This is a genomic window from Polaromonas sp. P4_F6 (assembly GCF_056401275.1).
The window spans coordinates 20,379-37,983 of record NZ_JBFUJQ010000001.1 but is presented as its reverse complement, the minus strand read 5'-3'; the positions used below and the strand labels follow the sequence as shown (position 1 = coordinate 37,983).

At 58.3% G+C, this 17,605-nt stretch carries 24 protein-coding genes and 1 pseudogene; 7 read left to right on the top strand and 18 right to left on the bottom strand.

Annotation, left to right across the window (positions count from 1 at the left end; genetic code table 11):
• Positions 1-5 precede the first annotated feature (5 nt).
• Genes AC1DUN_RS00210 through AC1DUN_RS00200 form a run of 3 tightly spaced genes read right to left on the bottom strand, consistent with a single transcriptional unit; the run spans position 6 to position 2,071 of the window.
• Positions 6-674, bottom strand: coding sequence for an NAD(P)-dependent oxidoreductase (locus AC1DUN_RS00210; RefSeq protein WP_477712209.1), 669 nt, complete (start codon positions 672-674; stop codon positions 6-8).
• Positions 671-1,165: an SRPBCC family protein gene (locus tag AC1DUN_RS00205; protein ID WP_477712208.1), complete on the bottom strand. Its 495-nt coding sequence runs from the start codon at positions 1,163-1,165 to the stop codon at positions 671-673. Before AC1DUN_RS00205 ends, AC1DUN_RS00210 begins: the two co-directional genes overlap by 4 nt.
• A 36-nt stretch (positions 1,166-1,201) precedes the next feature.
• Entirely contained in the window at positions 1,202-2,071 is an 870-nt protein-coding gene (locus AC1DUN_RS00200; RefSeq protein ID WP_477712207.1) for an SDR family oxidoreductase, read from the bottom strand.
• A gap of 101 nt (positions 2,072-2,172) precedes the next feature.
• Between AC1DUN_RS00200 and AC1DUN_RS00195 the strand changes: the two genes are divergently transcribed.
• The 3 genes from AC1DUN_RS00195 to AC1DUN_RS00185 all read left to right on the top strand — a co-directional run bounded on the left by AC1DUN_RS00195 (position 2,173) and on the right by AC1DUN_RS00185 (position 4,138).
• Complete coding sequence (locus AC1DUN_RS00195) at positions 2,173-3,069, top strand: LysR family transcriptional regulator (RefSeq protein ID WP_477712206.1); 897 nt, start codon at positions 2,173-2,175, stop codon at positions 3,067-3,069.
• Positions 3,070-3,291: 222 nt separating this feature from the next.
• Entirely contained in the window at positions 3,292-3,570 is a 279-nt protein-coding gene (locus tag AC1DUN_RS00190) for a hypothetical protein (RefSeq protein ID WP_477712205.1), read from the top strand.
• Between the two features lie 40 nt (positions 3,571-3,610).
• Positions 3,611-4,138 carry a hypothetical protein gene (locus tag AC1DUN_RS00185; RefSeq protein ID WP_477712204.1) on the top strand — a complete coding sequence of 176 codons (528 nt, stop codon included), beginning with the start codon at positions 3,611-3,613 and terminating at the stop codon, positions 4,136-4,138.
• Here the strand turns inward: AC1DUN_RS00185 and AC1DUN_RS00180 are convergent.
• The 8 genes from AC1DUN_RS00180 to AC1DUN_RS00145 form a co-directional block, all read right to left on the bottom strand.
• Positions 4,098-4,568, bottom strand: a complete 471-nt coding sequence (locus tag AC1DUN_RS00180) for a hypothetical protein (RefSeq protein ID WP_477712203.1) — start codon at positions 4,566-4,568, stop codon at positions 4,098-4,100. The genes AC1DUN_RS00185 and AC1DUN_RS00180 overlap by 41 nt on opposite strands.
• Positions 4,569-4,642: 74 nt before the next feature.
• Complete coding sequence (locus AC1DUN_RS00175) at positions 4,643-5,656, bottom strand: hypothetical protein (RefSeq protein WP_477712202.1); 1,014 nt, start codon at positions 5,654-5,656, stop codon at positions 4,643-4,645.
• A 69-nt stretch (positions 5,657-5,725) separates the two neighbouring features.
• Complete coding sequence (locus AC1DUN_RS00170; protein WP_477712201.1) at positions 5,726-6,175, bottom strand: hypothetical protein; 450 nt, start codon at positions 6,173-6,175, stop codon at positions 5,726-5,728.
• A 56-nt stretch (positions 6,176-6,231) separates the two neighbouring features.
• Positions 6,232-6,855: a hypothetical protein gene (locus AC1DUN_RS00165; RefSeq protein WP_477712200.1), complete on the bottom strand. Its 624-nt coding sequence runs from the start codon at positions 6,853-6,855 to the stop codon at positions 6,232-6,234.
• Positions 6,856-6,951: 96 nt separating this feature from the next.
• Complete coding sequence (locus AC1DUN_RS00160; protein WP_477712199.1) at positions 6,952-7,422, bottom strand: DUF5071 domain-containing protein; 471 nt, start codon at positions 7,420-7,422, stop codon at positions 6,952-6,954.
• Positions 7,423-7,515: 93 nt separating this feature from the next.
• Positions 7,516-7,983 (bottom strand): hypothetical protein, encoded by a 468-nt coding sequence (locus tag AC1DUN_RS00155; protein ID WP_477712198.1) that lies wholly within the window; start codon positions 7,981-7,983, stop codon positions 7,516-7,518.
• Between the two features lie 77 nt (positions 7,984-8,060).
• The gene (locus AC1DUN_RS00150; RefSeq protein WP_477712197.1) at positions 8,061-8,663 is read right to left on the bottom strand and encodes a cytochrome c oxidase assembly factor Coa1 family protein; all 603 of its coding nucleotides are present in this window, start codon (positions 8,661-8,663) and stop codon (positions 8,061-8,063) included.
• Positions 8,664-8,774: 111 nt separating this feature from the next.
• The gene (locus AC1DUN_RS00145; protein WP_477712196.1) at positions 8,775-9,155 is read right to left on the bottom strand and encodes a hypothetical protein; all 381 of its coding nucleotides are present in this window, start codon (positions 9,153-9,155) and stop codon (positions 8,775-8,777) included.
• Between the two features lie 123 nt (positions 9,156-9,278).
• On the opposite strand from AC1DUN_RS00145, the gene AC1DUN_RS00140 reads away from it, so the two are divergent.
• The 3 genes and pseudogenes from AC1DUN_RS00140 (at position 9,279) to AC1DUN_RS00130 (ending at position 10,450) form a co-directional block, all read left to right on the top strand.
• On the top strand, positions 9,279-9,617 hold the full coding sequence (locus AC1DUN_RS00140) for a phage integrase N-terminal SAM-like domain-containing protein (protein WP_477712195.1): 339 nt from the start codon (positions 9,279-9,281) through the stop codon (positions 9,615-9,617).
• Between the two features lie 5 nt (positions 9,618-9,622).
• Positions 9,623-10,003 (top strand): annotated as a pseudogene (locus AC1DUN_RS00135) (LysR substrate-binding domain-containing protein); the annotation flags it as partial.
• Positions 10,004-10,189: 186 nt separating this feature from the next.
• Entirely contained in the window at positions 10,190-10,450 is a 261-nt protein-coding gene (locus AC1DUN_RS00130; RefSeq protein ID WP_477712194.1) for a hypothetical protein, read from the top strand.
• A 122-nt stretch (positions 10,451-10,572) separates the two neighbouring features.
• Here AC1DUN_RS00130 and AC1DUN_RS00125 read toward each other — a convergent pair whose 3' ends face one another.
• The 6 genes from AC1DUN_RS00125 to AC1DUN_RS00100 form a co-directional block, all read right to left on the bottom strand.
• Entirely contained in the window at positions 10,573-11,055 is a 483-nt protein-coding gene (locus AC1DUN_RS00125) for a GreA/GreB family elongation factor (protein WP_074580397.1), read from the bottom strand.
• A gap of 139 nt (positions 11,056-11,194) precedes the next feature.
• A complete protein-coding gene (locus AC1DUN_RS00120; protein WP_477712193.1) occupies positions 11,195-11,875 on the bottom strand; it encodes a glutathione S-transferase family protein in 681 nt (226 codons plus the stop codon).
• 28 nt (positions 11,876-11,903) lie between these two features.
• Positions 11,904-12,842, bottom strand: a complete 939-nt coding sequence (locus tag AC1DUN_RS00115) for an alpha/beta fold hydrolase (RefSeq protein ID WP_477712192.1) — start codon at positions 12,840-12,842, stop codon at positions 11,904-11,906.
• 109 nt (positions 12,843-12,951) lie between these two features.
• Positions 12,952-13,365 (bottom strand): VOC family protein, encoded by a 414-nt coding sequence (locus AC1DUN_RS00110; protein ID WP_477712191.1) that lies wholly within the window; start codon positions 13,363-13,365, stop codon positions 12,952-12,954.
• Positions 13,366-13,418: 53 nt separating this feature from the next.
• Positions 13,419-13,835: a YciI family protein gene (locus AC1DUN_RS00105; RefSeq protein ID WP_477712190.1), complete on the bottom strand. Its 417-nt coding sequence runs from the start codon at positions 13,833-13,835 to the stop codon at positions 13,419-13,421.
• A gap of 38 nt (positions 13,836-13,873) precedes the next feature.
• Positions 13,874-14,290: a nuclear transport factor 2 family protein gene (locus AC1DUN_RS00100; RefSeq protein WP_477712189.1), complete on the bottom strand. Its 417-nt coding sequence runs from the start codon at positions 14,288-14,290 to the stop codon at positions 13,874-13,876.
• A gap of 157 nt (positions 14,291-14,447) precedes the next feature.
• Between AC1DUN_RS00100 and AC1DUN_RS00095 the strand changes: the two genes are divergently transcribed.
• Positions 14,448-15,320 carry a LysR substrate-binding domain-containing protein gene (locus AC1DUN_RS00095; RefSeq protein ID WP_477712188.1) on the top strand — a complete coding sequence of 291 codons (873 nt, stop codon included), beginning with the start codon at positions 14,448-14,450 and terminating at the stop codon, positions 15,318-15,320.
• Between the two features lie 266 nt (positions 15,321-15,586).
• Here AC1DUN_RS00095 and AC1DUN_RS00090 read toward each other — a convergent pair whose 3' ends face one another.
• Positions 15,587-17,116, bottom strand: a complete 1,530-nt coding sequence (locus AC1DUN_RS00090) for a hypothetical protein (protein ID WP_477712187.1) — start codon at positions 17,114-17,116, stop codon at positions 15,587-15,589.
• Positions 17,117-17,605 lie beyond the last annotated feature (489 nt).

The following is a 17,605-nucleotide window of genomic DNA, read 5'->3' as shown; positions in this document are numbered from 1 at the left end:
CGGGTTCACCAGCTAATGAGCGGTGAGCGGCCCAGCCAGGTGTCGGCGTGCACCTGGTCCAGGACGAAGCTCGCGACGTCGGCCCTGGCGATCGTCCCGCCATGAAAACCGGAGAGGTCCGTGAGGGCTCGCATCTCGTGCCTGGGGGCTTTGTCATTCAGCACTGAAGGGCGCACCAGCACCCAGTCCAGGCCGCTGTCCCTGATGATCGCTTCCTGCCGGTTCTTGTCGGCGTACACCTTGCGCAAGAGGGCGGGAAAAATCAAGCGGTCGAAAACAAACCCTCCGTGGCCGGCGCTGTCACCCGCCCCCATGCCGGTGATGCACACGAGGCGCGAGACCCCGGCGGCCTTCATGGCGGTCACAAGCGCCTTTGTTGCCGACGACAGCAGCGTCACCTCTTTGAACGGGCTGACCGGCGTACCCAGGGCGCTCACCACGGCATCCCGGCCCTCCAGCGCCTTGCGCAACGCGGCTTCGTCGCGGGCGTCACCGATGAAGACCTCGGCGCCGTCCAGGCCGGCGGCCTTTGCGGGCGAGCGCACCAGTACCCGAACCGCAAACCCCCGCGCGAGGGCTTGCTTCACGATCAGCCGGCCCGTGCCGCCTGTGGCGCCCAGCACCAGGATATTCGGGCGTGCAAGATCGGGATGCACAGTGTTGACGGCGTTCATTGCGCAGCTCCTGGCAGTGACAGCTTGCCTTGCGCCAGCAGTTCGCGCGTGCGTTTGAGCGTTGACAGCAGGGCTGCCTTGTAGCCCTTGTCGCTGTCGAATTGCGCCTGTTCGGCCTGCTCTTCGGGGCCATTCGGCTCCTGGCCGCGCAGGCCGATGTAGCAATAGAAACGAAGCTGGAGTTGTCCCGCATCGTCTTCAAAGAGCTCGTTGACAATCGTGCCTTCGCGCGGGCCGGTGGCCTGGAAGAAGGTCACCTTGCTCTCCGGCTCAAAGGTGATGATTTCACGAAGGTCCGTGCCGGCGATGGTGGCTTCGCGCACGATGTGGGTCTTGCTCTCTTGCACGAGCTCGCAATAAGTGCAAAGGCCGGGCGGCAAAAAAAGCCGCGCATCGCGCGCCTTGAGGACCAGGCCGGCCCAGGCCTGGGCGCGCGTGAGGGGGACTTCGCCTGGTGGGTTGACCTGGGCGGTGGCAGTCGAATAGATCATGATGGTTTCCTTGGTTGAAGTTTTGAAGGCCGGCGCTCAGGCCGGTGCCGAGATTTGGGCGGCGAAGTCGCGGTAGTTGCGCAGCGGGCGGCCCAGCAGCTGGGTCAGGCGCTCTACGTCGCCCGCTTCGGGAACCATGCCCTCCGTCAGGAAGCGCTCGCTCATCAGGCGCATGTCATACGCCATCCATGCGGGCATGAAATTGCGCAGGTTTTTCTCGAAGCCGGCCGTGTCGTCGCCGCCATAGGTGATGGGGCGGTTCAAAACGCCAGCCCAGATCGCGGCGACAGCTTCTCCGGTCAGCGTGTCCGGACCGACCAGGTTGATCCGCTCCAGAGGCAGCGGGCCGGATGCGCGTTCGCGGCGCAGCAACTCGATGGCTGCGATCTCGCCGATGTCGCGCGCATCGATCATGGCCAGGCCCTTGCTTCCGACAGGCATGGGGTACACGCCGTAGCCCGTCACCACGTCTTTGATGCTGTGCTCGTTGTCCATAAAGTAGGCCGGCCGCAGGATGGTGGCGCCAAAGCCCATCTGCTCCAGCATCCGCTCGACGCCGAATTTGCCCGCGAAGTGGGGAACGTTCAGGTACTTGTCGCTGTGAATCACCGACAGGTAGACGATGCGGTTGATGCCCGCCTCGCGTGCCAGGTTGAGCGCGATCAGGGCCTGGGTGAATTCATCGGGCACCACCGCATTGAGCAAAAACAGGGTGGAGACGCCTTTGAAGGCCAGGCGCATGGAATCCACGTCGAGCAGGTCGCCCTGCACGACGTTCACACTCGCCGGAAAGTTGGCTTTGGAGGGGTCGCGCACGAGTGCGCGCACATCTGCGCCCCGGTTGACGAGTTGCTGGACAACTTGGCGGCCGACGTTGCCGGTGGCGCCGGTGATCAGGATGGTCATGAAAATTACTCCGTTTGGTTTGAAAGAGCCTTGATCTTCATCGTTTCGCCAAATGTCCGATAGCCGTTATATTTAGACAATCTGTCTCACTGGTGGAACACATGGACTTGCTCGCTCTCGCTGACTTCACGCTTGTCGCCCGGCATGGCGGCTTTGGGCGGGCCTCCCGCGAATCAGGGCGCCCCAAGGCCACCCTGTCCCGCCGGGTGGCCGACCTGGAAAGCGGCCTCAACCTGCGCCTCTTCGAGCGGGGAGCGCGCGCGCTCAAGCTCACCGAGGAAGGGCGGGCGCTGTTCGAGAAGACCTCCGTGCTGCTTGTCGAGCTCGACGAGGCCACGGCGGCGATTTCCGCCGGCGGTGACGAACCGCGAGGAAGGTTGCGGGTGAGTGCGCCCTTGCTCTTCTCGCAGGCCGCCATGGGAAAGCTGGCCGCCCAGTTCGCCATGAAACATCGCGCCATCCGCCTGGAGGTCACGACGGAAGACCGCCCCGTGGACATGGTGGAAGAGGGCTACGACCTGGTGATTCGCGTCAATCCGGCTCCGGACGAAAGCCTGGTCGGCCGGATCTTCCTGAGAGACCGCATCGTGATGGTGGCGCACCCCGGGCTTCCCCGGCCCGCGGGCGGCGCACCCGTTCCGGTCGTGCTGCGGGGCGGCGCCATCGGCGAACAGACGGACGTCTGGGAATTCACGGAGAAGGGAAAGAAGAAGCGCCTGACGGTCCAGCCCGTCCTTAGCCTGGCATCGCTCTTCATGGTCCGCGATGCGGTCCGTGCGAATGTCGGTGCGGCGCGCCTTCCCCTGTCGCTGGTCATCCCCGACCTGGCCGCCGGAACGCTGGTGCAATGGGGAGACGTCTCGGGGCCCGAGGTTGCGCTGTGGGCGCTTTATCCCTCGCGCCGCCTGCTGAGTGCCCGGGTGTCCGCCTTCCTGAACTTTCTCAAAGAGGCCTTCCCCGAAGGAAGCCCCGATGAATTGGCGGCGTACATCCGGTGATGTGCTGAATCAAGCTTGCTGTCTCATAAAACCCATTGATAACACCACGGTCTTTGTGATGTTAAGCAAACCCTCCCCTAATCGGAGGTTTTTTTACGTGTTGGCTGGCCTACATTTAGCCCACTGGCTCGCCCAGATTAGCAGCGGATCAAAACTGCCAAAACTGCCGTTCCCCCTCCACCCTTCACCCTTCACCCTTCACCCTTCACCCCTGGAGAAAGTATGTCGCACAAAACCCTGCATCGCGTGCTCACCGCCCTTATCCTCACATTGGCCGCGCTGTTAACAACAACGCAGGCCATCGCCGCTCCTAAAGCGGAAGGCAAGAACGGAGCCGTCAAACCCGCGGCGGAAGGGATCCCACCGTTCTGCACCGCGGTCCCCAACCTCCCACCCATTTCCTGCGCTATCGGCACAAAGGACTTTTATATTGAATCTGCGGTGACGTGGGCGTGTTGCAGTCGCGATCCGTATTCAGCCAAGGTGCGCAGCGCCTCTTAACGGCCGCTTTCGGCCATAAGCAGACATTACGCGCCCTCGAATGAAAGCTCACCTCCGACACGCATTTGCCACGGCGGCAGTCCTAGTTGGTCTTGCGCCCTATCAAGTCCTTGCTCAGCCCACCCTCACCGATGCTGAATTGATTGGTGCGTGGCAATACGGGTTAGTAGGCAACGCCAGGGGCATCCCCAGCCGACTGGCATTTCAAAAAGGTATTACGGCGACAGTGGTGACGTTCAATATCGATCACACGTTGCGTGTCGAAATTTCATGTCGAAACGAACAATTCATTCGCCAGCATGGCGAGGTCGTATTTGATGGGACATGGAACCTGGTGGACGGCACTCTGCAAATGGACTGGACGTTTCGCGGCCAGCGTATTCCCACGAAACCTGCGATTGCGAAGATCGAGAGCGGTGACTCGATTCTCACCGAGGCAGCAGGTAGCAAACGCCTGGGTCGTTTTCAAGGTGACACCAGCCCGCTGGAAACCGTCCGCTCGATGGAAGGGTTAGCCGTATGCGCGCTCAATCGCTCCAGCCAAGATGAAGGTGGTACAGCCCGGTAGAGTCTTCAAAAAGCCAGTCATCGGCTTCGTTCTCGCTGAAAAATATCGTAGCTTTGAAGACGGACACGTCACCTTCGAAGGACTGTTTCAGTTTCTCGACGAGATATTCAACAACCCAGGCAGCCCCATCGATTCCATCGAGCCCCAGCTTCGGAGAAAACTCGCCCTCAAAGAGCCATTTTCTCAACAGCACTGGAAGCTCGGTGCTCCAGCCTTGCGCAGGCGTCAGCTTTGGCATGAGGTCATATTTCGGGTAAATCTTTCCGTAGTGCCGTCTGGTGTGTTCGTGATACGCAACGACGCTTTCGATTGCCGAGCCAAGGCGAGGGACGCTCTCCAGCCAGTAGTCCGGCCCGTAATTTACTCCGGCGTTTGCCATGGCGAACGCACGAAGGAAACCCGATACGAATGCAACGTCGTCTTTCTGCATACGGCTAACGTTGGAAATCAGGGGCGAAAAAAAGCATAGCTTTTTCGGAGTCCCCTGGATTGAGTGGTTGGGCATCACAGACGGGCATGCTCATGAAAGCCTCTTTTTTCCAAGTCCATGCGAATTTCAGAGTCACGCTTCCTTTTGCCTGTGTGGAACGCGAAGGTCTTTAGACTACTGAGCACCGAACCTGCGACGAAACTATCGTAGTCAATCGCCGCTTTATAAATCCGCAATGACGAGAGTCCCTTCAAGTCCTCGATACCCGTAATCTTTGCAAGCGTTTTGCAGTTGATGATCTTCATGTCTATCAATCTGGGGTTGGGGCCAACCTTTATGTCTGCCAACCTAATCTGGTCTTCTATCAGAAAGCGCTCCAGATTTTCGAAACGCCCTAGGTCACCCAAGTCTTCCAGACCTTGAACTCGAATTACTTCTAGTGACTCAAGCTGTGTTGAAGTTACATGAGCTATGGACGCGCGACCACCAAGAATGAGGCGCAATGTTTTCAATTTCGGGATACTGGAAACGAACTCGATGCCATCCTTCTTCTTAATCGAAGAAAGGGATAAGCCTCTTAGCAACGGCAAACTGCAGATAGTTGAAATATTCTTGGTGTGGCCGGTCGTGTGAAGTTGCTCCATATCAACACACTTTGAGAGATGCCGAAAATCAATATTGCACTTTCTCGTATCTCCCAACGACAGCACTTTCAAAGATTGGAGATTGCAATAGCTGAGAACGTCAGCATCTTCAAGCTCGAACACGCCAAGGCTAAGCTCTGCAAGAGATCGAATTTGGGACAATGTCTCAAGATTCGACGCTTTCATAAGGCAATCTATCGAAACACACTGGGCGTCAGGAATGAACCGCAATACTGAGGCGTCAAAAACTTCGGAGTAGTGGCCATAAAAGCGGATTTCAAAACTCCGACCATGATGCTTCGCTAGCTGGTTCAGTAGTGTTAGCTGTTGTGTGGAATAGCCGCTCTTCGAATACTGAACGATCACACGCTCGCCAGCATCGATGTGTTTGGCAATGCTGACTGGGTTGATATCTTCAGCGCCGTCGATCCTGTGCTGCTTCATTGTGATGCCCAACGTTTGAGATGAGAGGCAGCGCCCGGCTTACCGGGTGACGTCCTCGCGATTGAAGGGTTAGCCATCTGCTGGATGACGCAGTTGCCAGCGCGCACCGAAGAGAGCAAGAGGGATCGGCAGGATGAATGAGGAGAACACCGCATAGATTTCTAAGCGACTGTCGTTCACCGGGGAAGCGTACATAACGACAGACCACAGCATGCTGAAGACGCCGGTATTCAGCGCTGCCAAGTATGGCTGCTGCTTGGAAACTCTCGATGCGACGTAGCCGCCTAAGACGCCGCCAATAACTCCTAGCCCCAACCCAACGAAATAGACTAGCGGGTAGTGAGTTGTTTGGGCAAGTGCCTGCGAAAAGTTGAACTTTGTTCCTGACTCCAACCATGTAAACAGGTTGAAGGATGCCGTTCCGCAGATCGCGCTGAATGCGAAGCTCACCGCAGAACCAACCAACGCGGGAAATAGGTTTTTCATTTTCGGCCGGGAAAGATGGTTAACGTTTGACATAAGGAGCGGGACAAAGGGCGCGAAGCGGCCTTTGGAACGTCCCCTCGATGGAAGGGTTAGCCGTCTTGGCGAGCATACGTGGCCTTGTATTTCGCTGGCACTTCAAAGGGACGCAATTGACCCGCGAGTGACAACACGAGGAGTAGCGACACAACGCCCCCGGCAAGCATGGGCAACGCGAGCGTAGCCACCTTTGCCCGCGCAGAGACGGGCTGAAGGCGCCAATATGCGGCGCAACCAAGGTGTGTGAACAGCGCTAAGAAGGCGAGGAAATAGTACGGTGCAAAGAAGAAATGGTTGGGCGGCACATGAAGGCCTGCGGCGGCGTAGTAGAAGTTGGTGTCGAGTTGAAGGACCATGCGCCCATAAAGCACCGCGCCGAGGTGCACCAGCAGGAACAGGGCCAGGTACATGCCTGCGCCCGCCTGCAGCCAAGCGACAAAGCCCACCCTGTGCCGCCAGCCTCGAATGACAAGCCACATACCACTGCAGACCTGGAATGCAGCGCAGGCGAGAAGCGCAGGCTCGACCAATGGTTGGCGATACAAGCGGCGCGCGGCCTCCATGAATGCGACGTGCGAGGAAATGCTTACCAGTGAGGCGAGGTGGTTCGCGAGGTGCAGACAAGCAAACGCAGCAATGACGAGTGCGGAAGCTCTGTGAAGTGTACGGACGTGCATTTGTAGGCGGCTAACGTGAAGATGACCAAACCACAACAACCCGCGGCGAAGCCGCCTCCTGCAGGCATGGATCCGCGTCGATTGACCTGTTAGGGGTCATCTCCCACCCAGTTTGGCTTGAATCGCCTTGAGGTCGCGAACATACTCTTCATAGGCGACTATCCTATTCGCGAGCATGTACCTCAGTTCTTGATCATCCCACACACCTGCAGCGCTCCCCACGCAGAATGCAACGTGATCGTTCTCCGCAACGCCGACCAATGCAACGATCTCCTCCCGAAGCTCCCGCACGAGATGTGGCGGGAGTCTTGCGACAACGTATCTCAAGACCCAATAGATCCACATGTCGTCGTGAGATTTCAGAACCTTCCTGAGATGGGGTAGCAGGGGCTCACCAACTGTAATAAGGAAGTCGGCAAGAGGGGGGGCGATGGGCCAATTGATGTCTTGGAGCCAGTGCAGCAGTTCATCCAAGAATGGAACAGCGGCACTCGGCCCCGCAGCTACCAAAGCATTGAGTCGCTCAAAATCATGCTTGTTGCGTGGAACGGGCGAGAAGGCTTCCATGTGAGCGCTAACGTTGGCGTTGTCCGGCAGACAGTACACGCCGCGCAGCGGCCTTTTGCTGCTGCTTGTCCGCGACGAACAACCTGTTAACGCTCAGCGTTCCAATGTATCGCATTCTTTTTTAATGCTCCCTGACTTAATCATTTCTGCCATGCAACCCGGAGCAAAGGTTGGCTGTAGTCCTGCAATTGGCACATAGCACTTCGCTGGCTGCTTTGCCGCGAGTTTGCCATTGGAGAACCGGCACACTAGCCCAAGCGGACCTGATCCGTCATCGCTCGACAACCAAGTTAACAATTGTCCTTTTTGAAAGAACATAACAGAAAATCTTTCCCAAGTTTCGCCTTTTTGAAACCATGCGGTCTGGCAGCCAGAGTAGTCGGAACTTACGGCGCTTTTCCTCGGAAAAACTTTGACCAATACGGTGTGCACCGCATCTTCGCCCGCTCCATCTGGGGGTACCTCTATGTCACAGTTCGGCGCGGACTTTGGAATGGGGTCCGAAGCCAATGCAAGGATTGGCAATAGCAAAATGCAATAGAGAAAGAATGATCGAGCCATGAGATTGAGCGTTAATGTTCGACGTAAGGGACGTCTTGCGCCTTGGCGCAAGCCGCCCCCTTGACGGAGGGGTTAGATCACTGGGTGAGATCAAGGCGACGACCTGTGCCGTCTTGCTCAAGAATCAATTGATCCAGCTTCCATTGACCGAGACTCTTGGTGGCTTGGACATAGGCGGTTCCCTTGCCGTTCGGCCCCTCGACACTGAACGAAATGTTGGCGTTTCCGTTGGCGCCATTGACGTGAATCTCTCCCATCGGCATGCCGGTGGAGACTGGCTTGCCAATCAACTGAACTGCTTGCTCATGTGACTCTAGCTTGCCCAGCGCCAACTTGAATGCCTCAGAACTCTTGAAGGCTGCGGAGATGGTGAAGAACAAAGCGACGAAGAGCGCGGCGAAAGCTACCCAAACAATTGCTCCCCACTTGGCCCAGCTTCGCTGTGTAGCGCGAAACTGATCTATGCTTTCCCAGCGTTTGTTACGCCAAGCCCAGGAACTGCCCTTGGCGCCCAGCACAAAGATCATGATGAAGTTCACCAGGGGAACGAACATGAGGAAAGCGATAAACGTGTTGTTCCCGATTCCCCAGATCCAATTGAGGAAGAAGGCTCCCCAGTTCCATTTGTCTACTTCTGCGGGCACGGTTGCCGCGGCGCCTTGGCCAGAAGTGTTCTCCATGTCTTCCCTCCGGTTTGATGTGGGTGTGTAATCTAACGTAAAGATGACCGGACTACCAACACTCGCGGCGAAGCCGCCTCCTGCTGTTGGGGGGCCGTGTCGATTGACAAGTTATCCGGCAAGCATCGCATCGCTGCTCCTCGCTGCCTCTGCGACAAACGGGACTGGGTCTGCAATCAGAGCCGTGAGCTTTCCCCTCATGTGAGAAAGCTGCCGGTCGCCGATCAAGTCGCACGCCTGCTCTCTCACCCGCGGGTTCGCGTTGCTCAACCCCTCTTCGAGAATTGCCGCTTGCGCCGTCGGCGTTGCTTGATGAAATCGGTACGAGAAGACCCATCCTCCGAGAATTTCGTCGCGACGCTCCAGTGCTTCAAGCTCCCCCTCAGAGAGAACGAACTGGCTGCCGCGAATCATTTCTGCAACGGCCGCCGCCGACGTACCGGTGCGCTCGCCGAGTGCACGTGCGCGTAGGGACAGCGCGGTCGTATTCATGCCGGATAACTTTGATATATCCCGCAAAACTGCGGAATAACATGGCCACCAGTCAGATAACACCGGCGACCATGGTTCAAAAAATTGTTTGAAAGCATGGGCTTACTTCACTTTATTGGATAAATGAATAGGTATATCAGCCCTGACAGAGTCGCCGCACCAGCTTTGCAGCCCACGCGGTTGCTGGATCAGGTGCGTGAGCGTATCCGGTATTTGCACTATAGCCTGCAAACCGAAAAAGCTTACCTGCATTGGGTCCGATTCTTCATCCGATGGCACGGGCGGGGCGGCAAAATGCGGCATCCGCGCGACATGGGTAAAGCCGAGGTTGAAGCTTTCCTGACCATGCTGGCCGATGAATGCCAGGTTTCTTCGGCCACCCACCGACAGGCGCTGAACGCACTTCTCTTTCTTTATCGGCAGGTGCTGGACCAGAGGACCTGCCATGGCTTCAGTCCATAGGCCGTCCGCCGGAGCGCAAGCGCATTCCGGTTGTGCTGCGGGGAGGCGCAATCGGCGAACAGACGGATGTCTGGGAATTCACGGAGAAGGGAAAGAAGAAGCGCCTGACGGTCCAGCCCGTCCTTAGCCTGGCATCGCTCTTCATGGTCCGCGATGCGGTCCGTGCGAATGTCGGTGCGGCGCGCCTTCCCCTGTCGCTGGTCATCCCCGACCTGGCGGCCGGAACGCTGGTGCAATGGGGGGACGTCTCGGGGCCGGAGGTTGCGCTATGGGCGCTCTACCCATCGCGTCGCCTGCTGAGCGCCCGGGTGTCCGCCTTCCTGAACTTTCTCAAGGAGGCCTTCCCCGAAGGAAGCCCCGATGAATTGGCGGCGTACATCCGGTGATGTGCTGAATCAAGCTTGCTGTCTCATAAAACCCATTGATAACACCACGGTCTTTGTGATGTTAAGCAAACCCTCCCCTAATCGGAGGGTTTTTTTACGTCCTGGCTGGCCTACATTTAGCCCACTGGCTCGCCCAGATTACCACCGGATCAAAACTGCCGTTTTCCCTTCACCCTTGGAGAAAATATGTCGCACAAAATCCTGCATCGCGTGCCCACCGCCCTTGCCCTCACATTGGCCGCGCTGTTAACAACGACGCCGGCCATCGCCGCCCCTAAAACGGAAGGCAAGAAAGAAGCCGTCAAACCCGCGGCGGAAAAGGTCCCACCGTTCTGCACCGTGGCCCTCGGCGAGCCACCCATTTCCTGCGCTAAGGGCTGGGAGGCGTATTTTTATATGCAAGCGAATACGTGGGTGTGTTGCGTTCACAGTCCGCATTCAAGTTAGTAGGCAACGCCAGGGGTATCCCTAACGGACTGGTATTTCAAAAAGGTATTACGGCGACAGTGGCGACGTTCAATATCGATCACACGTTGCGTGTCGAAATTCGGAGTGGGCTTGCTTGCGGCTCAATGAACCCGCAGCACCTCAAACTGCTGTCGGATTGGAGCCACCTGTATCCACACCTCATCTCCCTCGCATTTACCCAGCATGGCCCTGCCCAAAGGGGCTTCGCTGCTGATGACCTGAACGAGCTGAGCGCCGCTGACCAACTTCATGCTGCCCCCATCCGGCCCGAGAAAGAGCTGTTGCTGCTTGTCGTCGGAATCGACTAGGCAGACCAGCGCGCCGAGCTGTATACCTTTGCTGGAGTCGTAGGGGCGCGGGCGGAATTGGCGCCAATTGGCCATCGCCTGGCGGATGCCTTCGGCGCGCCGAGCTTGGCCGGTGGCCAGGTATGCGGCTTCGAGTCCCAATGTGTCGTATTTGTTTTCGGCGATGTTTTCTTCGTGAGTCGCCGTTTCATAGGCCACCCGCATTGCCTGTTCGGCTTGCAGCAGGTCTTCGGCGAGCCGTTCTAGCACCTGCTGCTGCAGCAAGAATTTATCCATGATGAAAGGTAGGCATCTCGAAAAAGCGGGGGCAGGTCTTGATTATGAAGGGCTCCAGCAGCCTTGGACGCTTCTGTCGGCTGCAGCTTAACTTCAGCTACGCGTTGAATTATGTAGCGTTCATGGTTGCACGATCTCGTCAGCCGCCCGCTGACGAACCCGTAAACACCGCCAGCTGCGCCGTAAAAGCCCGCCGGTAAGCCGGCCGCGCCACAGCCCGCGCGATATAGGCCGACAGCGTCGGATATTGATCCAGCAGCCCCGAGCTCTCCAGCCTGCGCAGCACCGTCACCATCAGCAGGTCACCGGCGCTGAAGGCGCCGTCCAGCCAGTCGGCATTACAGTCGGCATGACCCAGGTGTTTTGAAAGCTCGCCCAACCGCGCGTGTACGCGCTCCTCCAGCATGGGCTGGCGCTCTGCGTACCAGGGCTTGTCCTGCTCGAAGATGAAGGCCATGCTGCGCTCCACAATCGGCGGCTCCACGGTATTGAGCGCGGCAAACATCCAGGCAATCGCACGGGCGCGGGCATTGGCATCTTCAGGCAGCAGGCCGGCGTGGCGCTCCGCGATGTGGAGGATGATGGCGCCCGATTCGAACAGCGCAAGCCCGCCTTCTTCATAGGTCGGGATCTGCCCGAAAGGGTGCAGCGCCAGATGCGCGGGCTGCTTCATTGCCGCGAAAGACACCAGACGAACCTCATAAGCCAGGCCCACTTCCTCCAGCGCCCAGCGCACGCGCATGTCGCGCGCCAGGCCCCTGCCGCGGTCGGGCGAGCGTTCAAAGGCGGTGAGGGTGGGGGTGGTTGCCCTTGGGGCCATGGCGATGTCTCCTTGGGCGGATTTTTGCTTACTTGCGCTGCGCCTGTCCTTCGACCTGCTGCGCCCAGCTGGCCGTATTGCTCTTCCCATCCAGGAAAGGCAGCACCGTCGGCACCAGTGCGGGCGCCAGGAACAGATCGTAGTGTGTGTACCCCGGCAATATCGCCAGCCGGTTCTTGGCCATGTTCTCGCGGCCCCAGCCCGCGTCCTTCAGCCCGCCGCCCAGCAGCTGGTAGAACTTCACGATGTGCTCGGGGCGGTACATATCGCTGTCGCCATACACCAGCATCACCGGCATCGCGAGTTTTTTCACGTCTTCTGCATAGTCATAAGGCTTGCGCATCATGGCGCCCATCTGGTCCAGCAGCTTGGGGAAATCCTGCGGGCGCGGCGCCACCGCCACATACGACTTGTACATGGGCGTCTCCTTCATCATGTCGGCCATGGCCGCGCCGACCTGCGCCTGCATAGGCAGCATTTCGGGGAAGAAGCCGTCCTGCGCATAACCGGCCGACACCAGCACCAGGCGCCGCACGCGCTCGGGGTGTTGCACCGCCAGGCGAAAGCCCACGCCCCCGCCCATGGAATAACCCATCACATCCACCTGGCCGTAGCCCAGCTGCTGGATGATCTGCGCCATGTCCTCGCCCATGTCGATGAGGCTCACGGGCCTGTCGGTCAGTGCCGTGCGGCCGTGCCCATACAGGTCCACGCCTATGACCTGGCGGGTCTTGACCAGTCCCGCCAGCACCGGGCCGAACATCTCAAACTGGCCCAGGCCGCCATGCAGCAACAGCAGCGGCTCGCCCTTGCCGTGGACTTCGTAGTGGTAGTTGACGCCATTGACGCTGAGGTAGCCGCTCTTGACCGGCTTGCTTTCCTGGGCGTGTGAAGCGACCGGGAGGAGGGTGGCAAGGGCCACCGCGGCGCTGAGCAGCGGTACAAAAAGGGTGCGCAGGAACTTCATCGATTTCTCCTTGAGTTAAAAAAGGAACAGCCCCTAGGCCGTTCGTGTGGCTTACACAAGCACGACGAACGGGGCCGCTGAAATCGACAAAATCCGGCTACGTACCTGCCTACGCAGTAGCTTGCGCAGCCGCCATGTCCATCCACACCGGCTCAAACACATGGCCGTCCGGGTCCTGGAAGGCGCGCGAATACATAAACCCCATGTCCTGGGGCGGGCGAACGTCGGCCTTGCCGCCGGTGGCCGCCGCGGCTTGGGTGATGGCGTCCACCTCTTCGCGGCTGTCGCGCGACAGGGCCAGCAGCACTTCGCAGCTCTGCTGCGCGTCGCTGATGCGCTTGGCGGTAAAGGTCCCGAAGTACTCGTGCGTCAGCAGCATGAAGCTGATCGCCTCCGACCAGACCATCATCGCGGCCTGCTCGTTGCTGAACTGCATGTTCTGCTCGCAGCCGATCGCCTTGTAAAAACGTATCGCGGCGGCAAGGTCCTTCACCGGCAGGTTCACAAAAATCATCTTGGGCATGGTGGCTCTCCTTGGGGTTGGGGTGAATGAATCAGGCGTGAATCAGGGGTGGATCAGGAAATCTGCGCGCGAAGCCGTTCTTCCTGCTCGCGCAGCTCCGGCGTGAAGGCCTCGCCAAAGTCGTCCGCCGTAAAGACCTGCCGGATCTCGATTTCCGAATCGCCCGGCATCGGATTGGGGCAGCGCTTGACCCAGGCTATCGCCTCCTGCAGCGATTGGCACTCCCAGATCCAGAAGCCGGCCACCAGCTCCTTGGTTTCGCTGAACGGCCCGTCAATCACCGTGCGGTTCTTGCCGGAAAAGCGCACACGGGCGCCTTTCGAACTCGGGTGCAGGCCTTCACCGGCCTGCATGATGCCCGCCTTGACGAGCTCTTCGTTGTATTGGCCCATCTCCGCGAGCAGCTGCTCGCTGGGCATGACGCCGGCTTCGCTGTCGGCAGTGGCTTTGACCAGGACCATAAATTTCATGTCAGTTCTCCTGCTGGGTGGTTGGTTGGGTGGGTGAATCAATGGGTTTGCGCGCGTCGGTACTTGTCGCCCACTTCCGCGCGTATGGGCGCCGTGTCGTAAACAATCGTCATGGCCTCAATCAGGCCCTGCTCGTCAAAATCAAAAATATCCACGCAGCGAAAGCTCACCTGCGATCCGTCGGCCAGCTCCCACAGGTAGGTGAATGAGACCGAAGCCCGGCGCGAGCCGGCCGCGCTCACAAACACCTCGGCATCGTCCAGCACGCTGCGCCGCGTCGCCGCCTTGAGCTGGTCAAAAAACTCCCCCGCCGGCTGCACACCCAGAAAGGGCGAGTCCACCATCCCCCGCGGGCTGAACAGCGACACAATGCCCCGCACGTCTCCCGCGGCCAGCAGGGCCAGGTAGCGGTTAATGACGTCGATATAGGCGAGTGCGTTCGAGCTGATGACCATGGTGTGGGCGACGACTGGTTGGAATGAGTGAATGGATAAACAAACAGGGCGCCATCGTAGGAGCGCCCGCGCCGCAGCACCATCGAAAGATTTTGGGGTCAGCCATGTGCGGCGCGCATGGCTGCCGCGCGACGGGTAGCCACGATAAACTGCGCCCATGCCCGCCTTGCCGCCCCTCTATGCCTTGCAGGCCTTCCTGGCCGCCGCCGATTGCGGCAGCTTTACCGGCGCGGCCACCCGGCTCAACCTGACGCAGGGCGCGGTAAGCCGGCAGGTCCAGCTGCTGGAGGAGTATTACGGCTGCCCGCTGTTTGTGCGCGTGGCCCGCGGCCTCACGCTCACCGCGGAAGGCCAGCAGCTGCTGGCGCCCGTGCGGCAGGCGATGGAAACCCTGGCCCAAGCCAGCGCACGCGTGCGGCGCGGCGCCGATGTGCTGACAGTCCAGTTTCCGCCCACCATGGCCGTCCGGTGGTTTCTGCCGCGCCTGCCGGCGCTGCAGGCAGCGCTGCCCGGGCTGGAGATCCGCGTGGCCACCCACTGGACCGATGCGCCCGATTTCAGCAACACCGATGCCGACGTCATCATTGCCCACGGCAAGGGCGGCTGGCCCCAGCTGGTTGAGGTGCCGCTGATGCGCGAGCGCCTGGTACCCCTGTGCGCACCGCAACTGGCCGCCGGGCTGCATGAACCGCGCGACCTTGCCGGCGCGACCCTGCTACATGCCACGGCCCGGCACCATGAATGGCTGACCTGGCTGCGCGGCGCCGGCGTGCCCGACCTGCAGGGCGCGCGTGAGCAATTATTTGACACGGTGGACATGTGCGTGCAGAGCGCCGAGCGCGGTCTGGGTGTGGCGATTGCCGATGCGGCCTTGTTTACCGACCTGATTGCCTCGGGCAAGGTGGTCAAGCCCTTTGACATTGAGGTTGACAGCGGGAATGGCTACTTTCTGACTTACCCGCCGCAGCGGCGGGAGCAGCGGAATATTCGGATGTTTGAGGAGTGGATTTTGGCTGTGTTGCGGGGGTGAGGGAGCTTCTGCTCGAATGCGGAAAACTTGTGTTGGAGCCCAGACTGAGCGGGTTCGGCTAGCAGAGGTGTTCCGAGAGGCGGCTCGCGCATTTCAGGTGAACCGTGGGAACGGTATTTAGATTTATTTTCCGGATTAGGCAGTAGAGCTGACTAACGCCAATGTTCGATTAGCGATAGTCCGCCATTTCTCGGCCGAGTCCGAGCGGCCCTAGCAAATTAATGCGATCCGTTCAATGTGTGGCTAGCTGATGGCGCGTCGTGTCTTTAAACTAATTTCAGCTTTGCACCCATAGTGACATTTCCGGCGCCATCGGAAACTCCTGCAAGACCGTTCACCAAGTCAGCAACCCGCTTGAGTACACCAAACCGTGCGAGGGGAATGCGTGTGGTATTCAATATACGGCCAGCCTGACCCGTGATCGCAGCTTCGGCGATTCGCGCAAGCAGGAAATCCAGTATTTGACTGACTGGAAATTCCGCCTCGGGAAACGTTCTGAATGAAAAATCCTTGCCTTGTATATCGGCAATTCGGGATTCAAAAACTAACTCAAGGCGCGGCACGTCGAGGTTGATTCGGAACTCGATCTGCAAAGGATCTACAGACCCATCTGCCATGGCGCCTGCTGCCTCATATCGGACACAGCCGATCTTGATTCCGGCACCACATTGAGCTGTTACATCAACCGGTGCATCAATGGTGAATCGAATTGGCCAAGTTGGAAACACTTTTAGTGAAAATCCTTGCTGCTTGAGAGCTGCCGTCAGCGAGTATCTCCAGTAAATAGGACCAAAAGAACCGGTATCTGAAGCCGTAATAGAAGGTTTGACCACCCCGTTGAAATTCTGCTGAATGAGCGTGATTGGAGTGAAGAGGAAAACATCCCCCTGGTGCAGTTTCTCTGGAACTGGAGGGCCGGGGGGATATTGGTTGGAGGGGGAGTCGTCGTCAACACCAACATTCACAAAAACGTCTTCCTTCGTGCGTTTCGGCTGCTTAGTTTTACCCTCATGGCCGGACCAGGCCTCAGTCGCGGTAGAGGTAGAAGTAGCTGTTGTGCGAATGCTGCCAGAGAAAGGCGATGTCGGGCAGTGTGAAAAGTCCAGTTCCGAAGTAGCTGTCAGCATCACCATATCGGCGTCACAACGTATTCGAACATCGTCACCAAACTTTACGCCCACGAAGATTGACAGAAGATCTGGAAACTCCAGGGCTTGCACGACCGATTCACAGATCTCTGAACCTGAAAAGACCGAGATTGCTCGCAGGTATACACCAAGGTCTAGCCAATCATCAGGCCCGAACTTGAAAGAGGTCTCAAAGAATGATTTCAGAATCTCATCGTGTTCCCACTTTTTGTCGGTTGACTTGACGCCATGCTGATCGCCTATTTTCACCAAGCGCATCCGTCGTTTTTCGAAAATTATCTGGGCGACAATACGCTGAAAATCGATCACGATCACCGCGACTTCCCTCTGTTCGATGAAGATCGAAAGCGCGATCTGCAATCCTTCGATCTCAATCGTAGGAAAGAACTCTGTGGGTTTTTCTGGGTTGGTGACGTTCGAAAAGATTAGCCCTAATGCCGACGTGTTTATGGTTCCGGAAAATCGGGTATCCAGAGTGTGAAATCCTTCATTCGCAATAACTTGATTAATTACTTTATTAGCGAGATTGACCTGGTCAAGTAATAATTTTTCGACGAGCGCGCGGGAAATTCCAATGCCTGCGTTGGGGCTACAAAATGAATCAAGAAGTGAATGCGCTTCATTGATACCTGCGCTTGCTATTAGCATCGTGGCCTCCTTGAGAGAATCGGAACATCCAAGCCATTGGAGCGAGCTTGTTTCTCGAGTCCAAGTCTTTTCGGTCACATAGTGGCAGCAACGCTTGTCGAATGCATCCTGCGATTGGAGGAGACATCAGGCGGAGCCTTCTTCCTTCGTGGCATCCAGCGGGACTCAAAGAGGTCTGGCGTTGATTATTCGGCCCCTCTTACCATGGCCGTCAGTGGTTTTTGCCGCGCCTGCCGGCGCTGCAGGCGGCGTTGCCCGGACTGGAGATTCGCGTCGCCAGGTCGCGATGCCCCCATCACACGCAGCGAATCTGGTCCATAACGGCTACCGTGACACGGACTTCCGTGATTTCCTTGGGCGGCGAATAAAGGCCCAGGTTGTATCCGGCTACCTCGCAATGCGCGAGTAAGGCAGAGGCTATCCGCTGCTGAATGATCTTCAGGTCGGGTAAGTTGTCCCTGCGCTCTGACATAAGAGACGTGAATGGAA

Bases quoted from the DNA above. Each gene is read 5' to 3' on its own strand.
- AC1DUN_RS00210 (WP_477712209.1), bottom strand. From the start codon at position 674: ATGAACGCCGTCAACACTGTGCATCCCGATCTTGCACGCCCGAATATC.
- AC1DUN_RS00205 (WP_477712208.1), bottom strand. From the start codon at position 1,165: ATGATCTATTCGACTGCCACCGCCCAGGTCAACCCACCAGGCGAAGTC.
- AC1DUN_RS00200 (WP_477712207.1), bottom strand. From the start codon at position 2,071: ATGACCATCCTGATCACCGGCGCCACCGGCAACGTCGGCCGCCAAGTT.
- AC1DUN_RS00195 (WP_477712206.1), top strand. From the start codon at position 2,173: ATGGACTTGCTCGCTCTCGCTGACTTCACGCTTGTCGCCCGGCATGGC.
- AC1DUN_RS00190 (WP_477712205.1), top strand. From the start codon at position 3,292: ATGTCGCACAAAACCCTGCATCGCGTGCTCACCGCCCTTATCCTCACA.
- AC1DUN_RS00185 (WP_477712204.1), top strand. From the start codon at position 3,611: ATGAAAGCTCACCTCCGACACGCATTTGCCACGGCGGCAGTCCTAGTT.
- AC1DUN_RS00180 (WP_477712203.1), bottom strand. From the start codon at position 4,568: ATGCAGAAAGACGACGTTGCATTCGTATCGGGTTTCCTTCGTGCGTTC.
- AC1DUN_RS00175 (WP_477712202.1), bottom strand. From the start codon at position 5,656: ATGAAGCAGCACAGGATCGACGGCGCTGAAGATATCAACCCAGTCAGC.
- AC1DUN_RS00170 (WP_477712201.1), bottom strand. From the start codon at position 6,175: ATGTCAAACGTTAACCATCTTTCCCGGCCGAAAATGAAAAACCTATTT.
- AC1DUN_RS00165 (WP_477712200.1), bottom strand. From the start codon at position 6,855: ATGCACGTCCGTACACTTCACAGAGCTTCCGCACTCGTCATTGCTGCG.
- AC1DUN_RS00160 (WP_477712199.1), bottom strand. From the start codon at position 7,422: ATGGAAGCCTTCTCGCCCGTTCCACGCAACAAGCATGATTTTGAGCGA.
- AC1DUN_RS00155 (WP_477712198.1), bottom strand. From the start codon at position 7,983: ATGGCTCGATCATTCTTTCTCTATTGCATTTTGCTATTGCCAATCCTT.
- AC1DUN_RS00150 (WP_477712197.1), bottom strand. From the start codon at position 8,663: ATGGAGAACACTTCTGGCCAAGGCGCCGCGGCAACCGTGCCCGCAGAA.
- AC1DUN_RS00145 (WP_477712196.1), bottom strand. From the start codon at position 9,155: ATGAATACGACCGCGCTGTCCCTACGCGCACGTGCACTCGGCGAGCGC.
- AC1DUN_RS00140 (WP_477712195.1), top strand. From the start codon at position 9,279: ATGAATAGGTATATCAGCCCTGACAGAGTCGCCGCACCAGCTTTGCAG.
- AC1DUN_RS00130 (WP_477712194.1), top strand. From the start codon at position 10,190: ATGTCGCACAAAATCCTGCATCGCGTGCCCACCGCCCTTGCCCTCACA.
- AC1DUN_RS00125 (WP_074580397.1), bottom strand. From the start codon at position 11,055: ATGGATAAATTCTTGCTGCAGCAGCAGGTGCTAGAACGGCTCGCCGAA.
- AC1DUN_RS00120 (WP_477712193.1), bottom strand. From the start codon at position 11,875: ATGGCCCCAAGGGCAACCACCCCCACCCTCACCGCCTTTGAACGCTCG.
- AC1DUN_RS00115 (WP_477712192.1), bottom strand. From the start codon at position 12,842: ATGAAGTTCCTGCGCACCCTTTTTGTACCGCTGCTCAGCGCCGCGGTG.
- AC1DUN_RS00110 (WP_477712191.1), bottom strand. From the start codon at position 13,365: ATGCCCAAGATGATTTTTGTGAACCTGCCGGTGAAGGACCTTGCCGCC.
- AC1DUN_RS00105 (WP_477712190.1), bottom strand. From the start codon at position 13,835: ATGAAATTTATGGTCCTGGTCAAAGCCACTGCCGACAGCGAAGCCGGC.
- AC1DUN_RS00100 (WP_477712189.1), bottom strand. From the start codon at position 14,290: ATGGTCATCAGCTCGAACGCACTCGCCTATATCGACGTCATTAACCGC.
- AC1DUN_RS00095 (WP_477712188.1), top strand. From the start codon at position 14,448: ATGCCCGCCTTGCCGCCCCTCTATGCCTTGCAGGCCTTCCTGGCCGCC.
- AC1DUN_RS00090 (WP_477712187.1), bottom strand. From the start codon at position 17,116: ATGCTAATAGCAAGCGCAGGTATCAATGAAGCGCATTCACTTCTTGAT.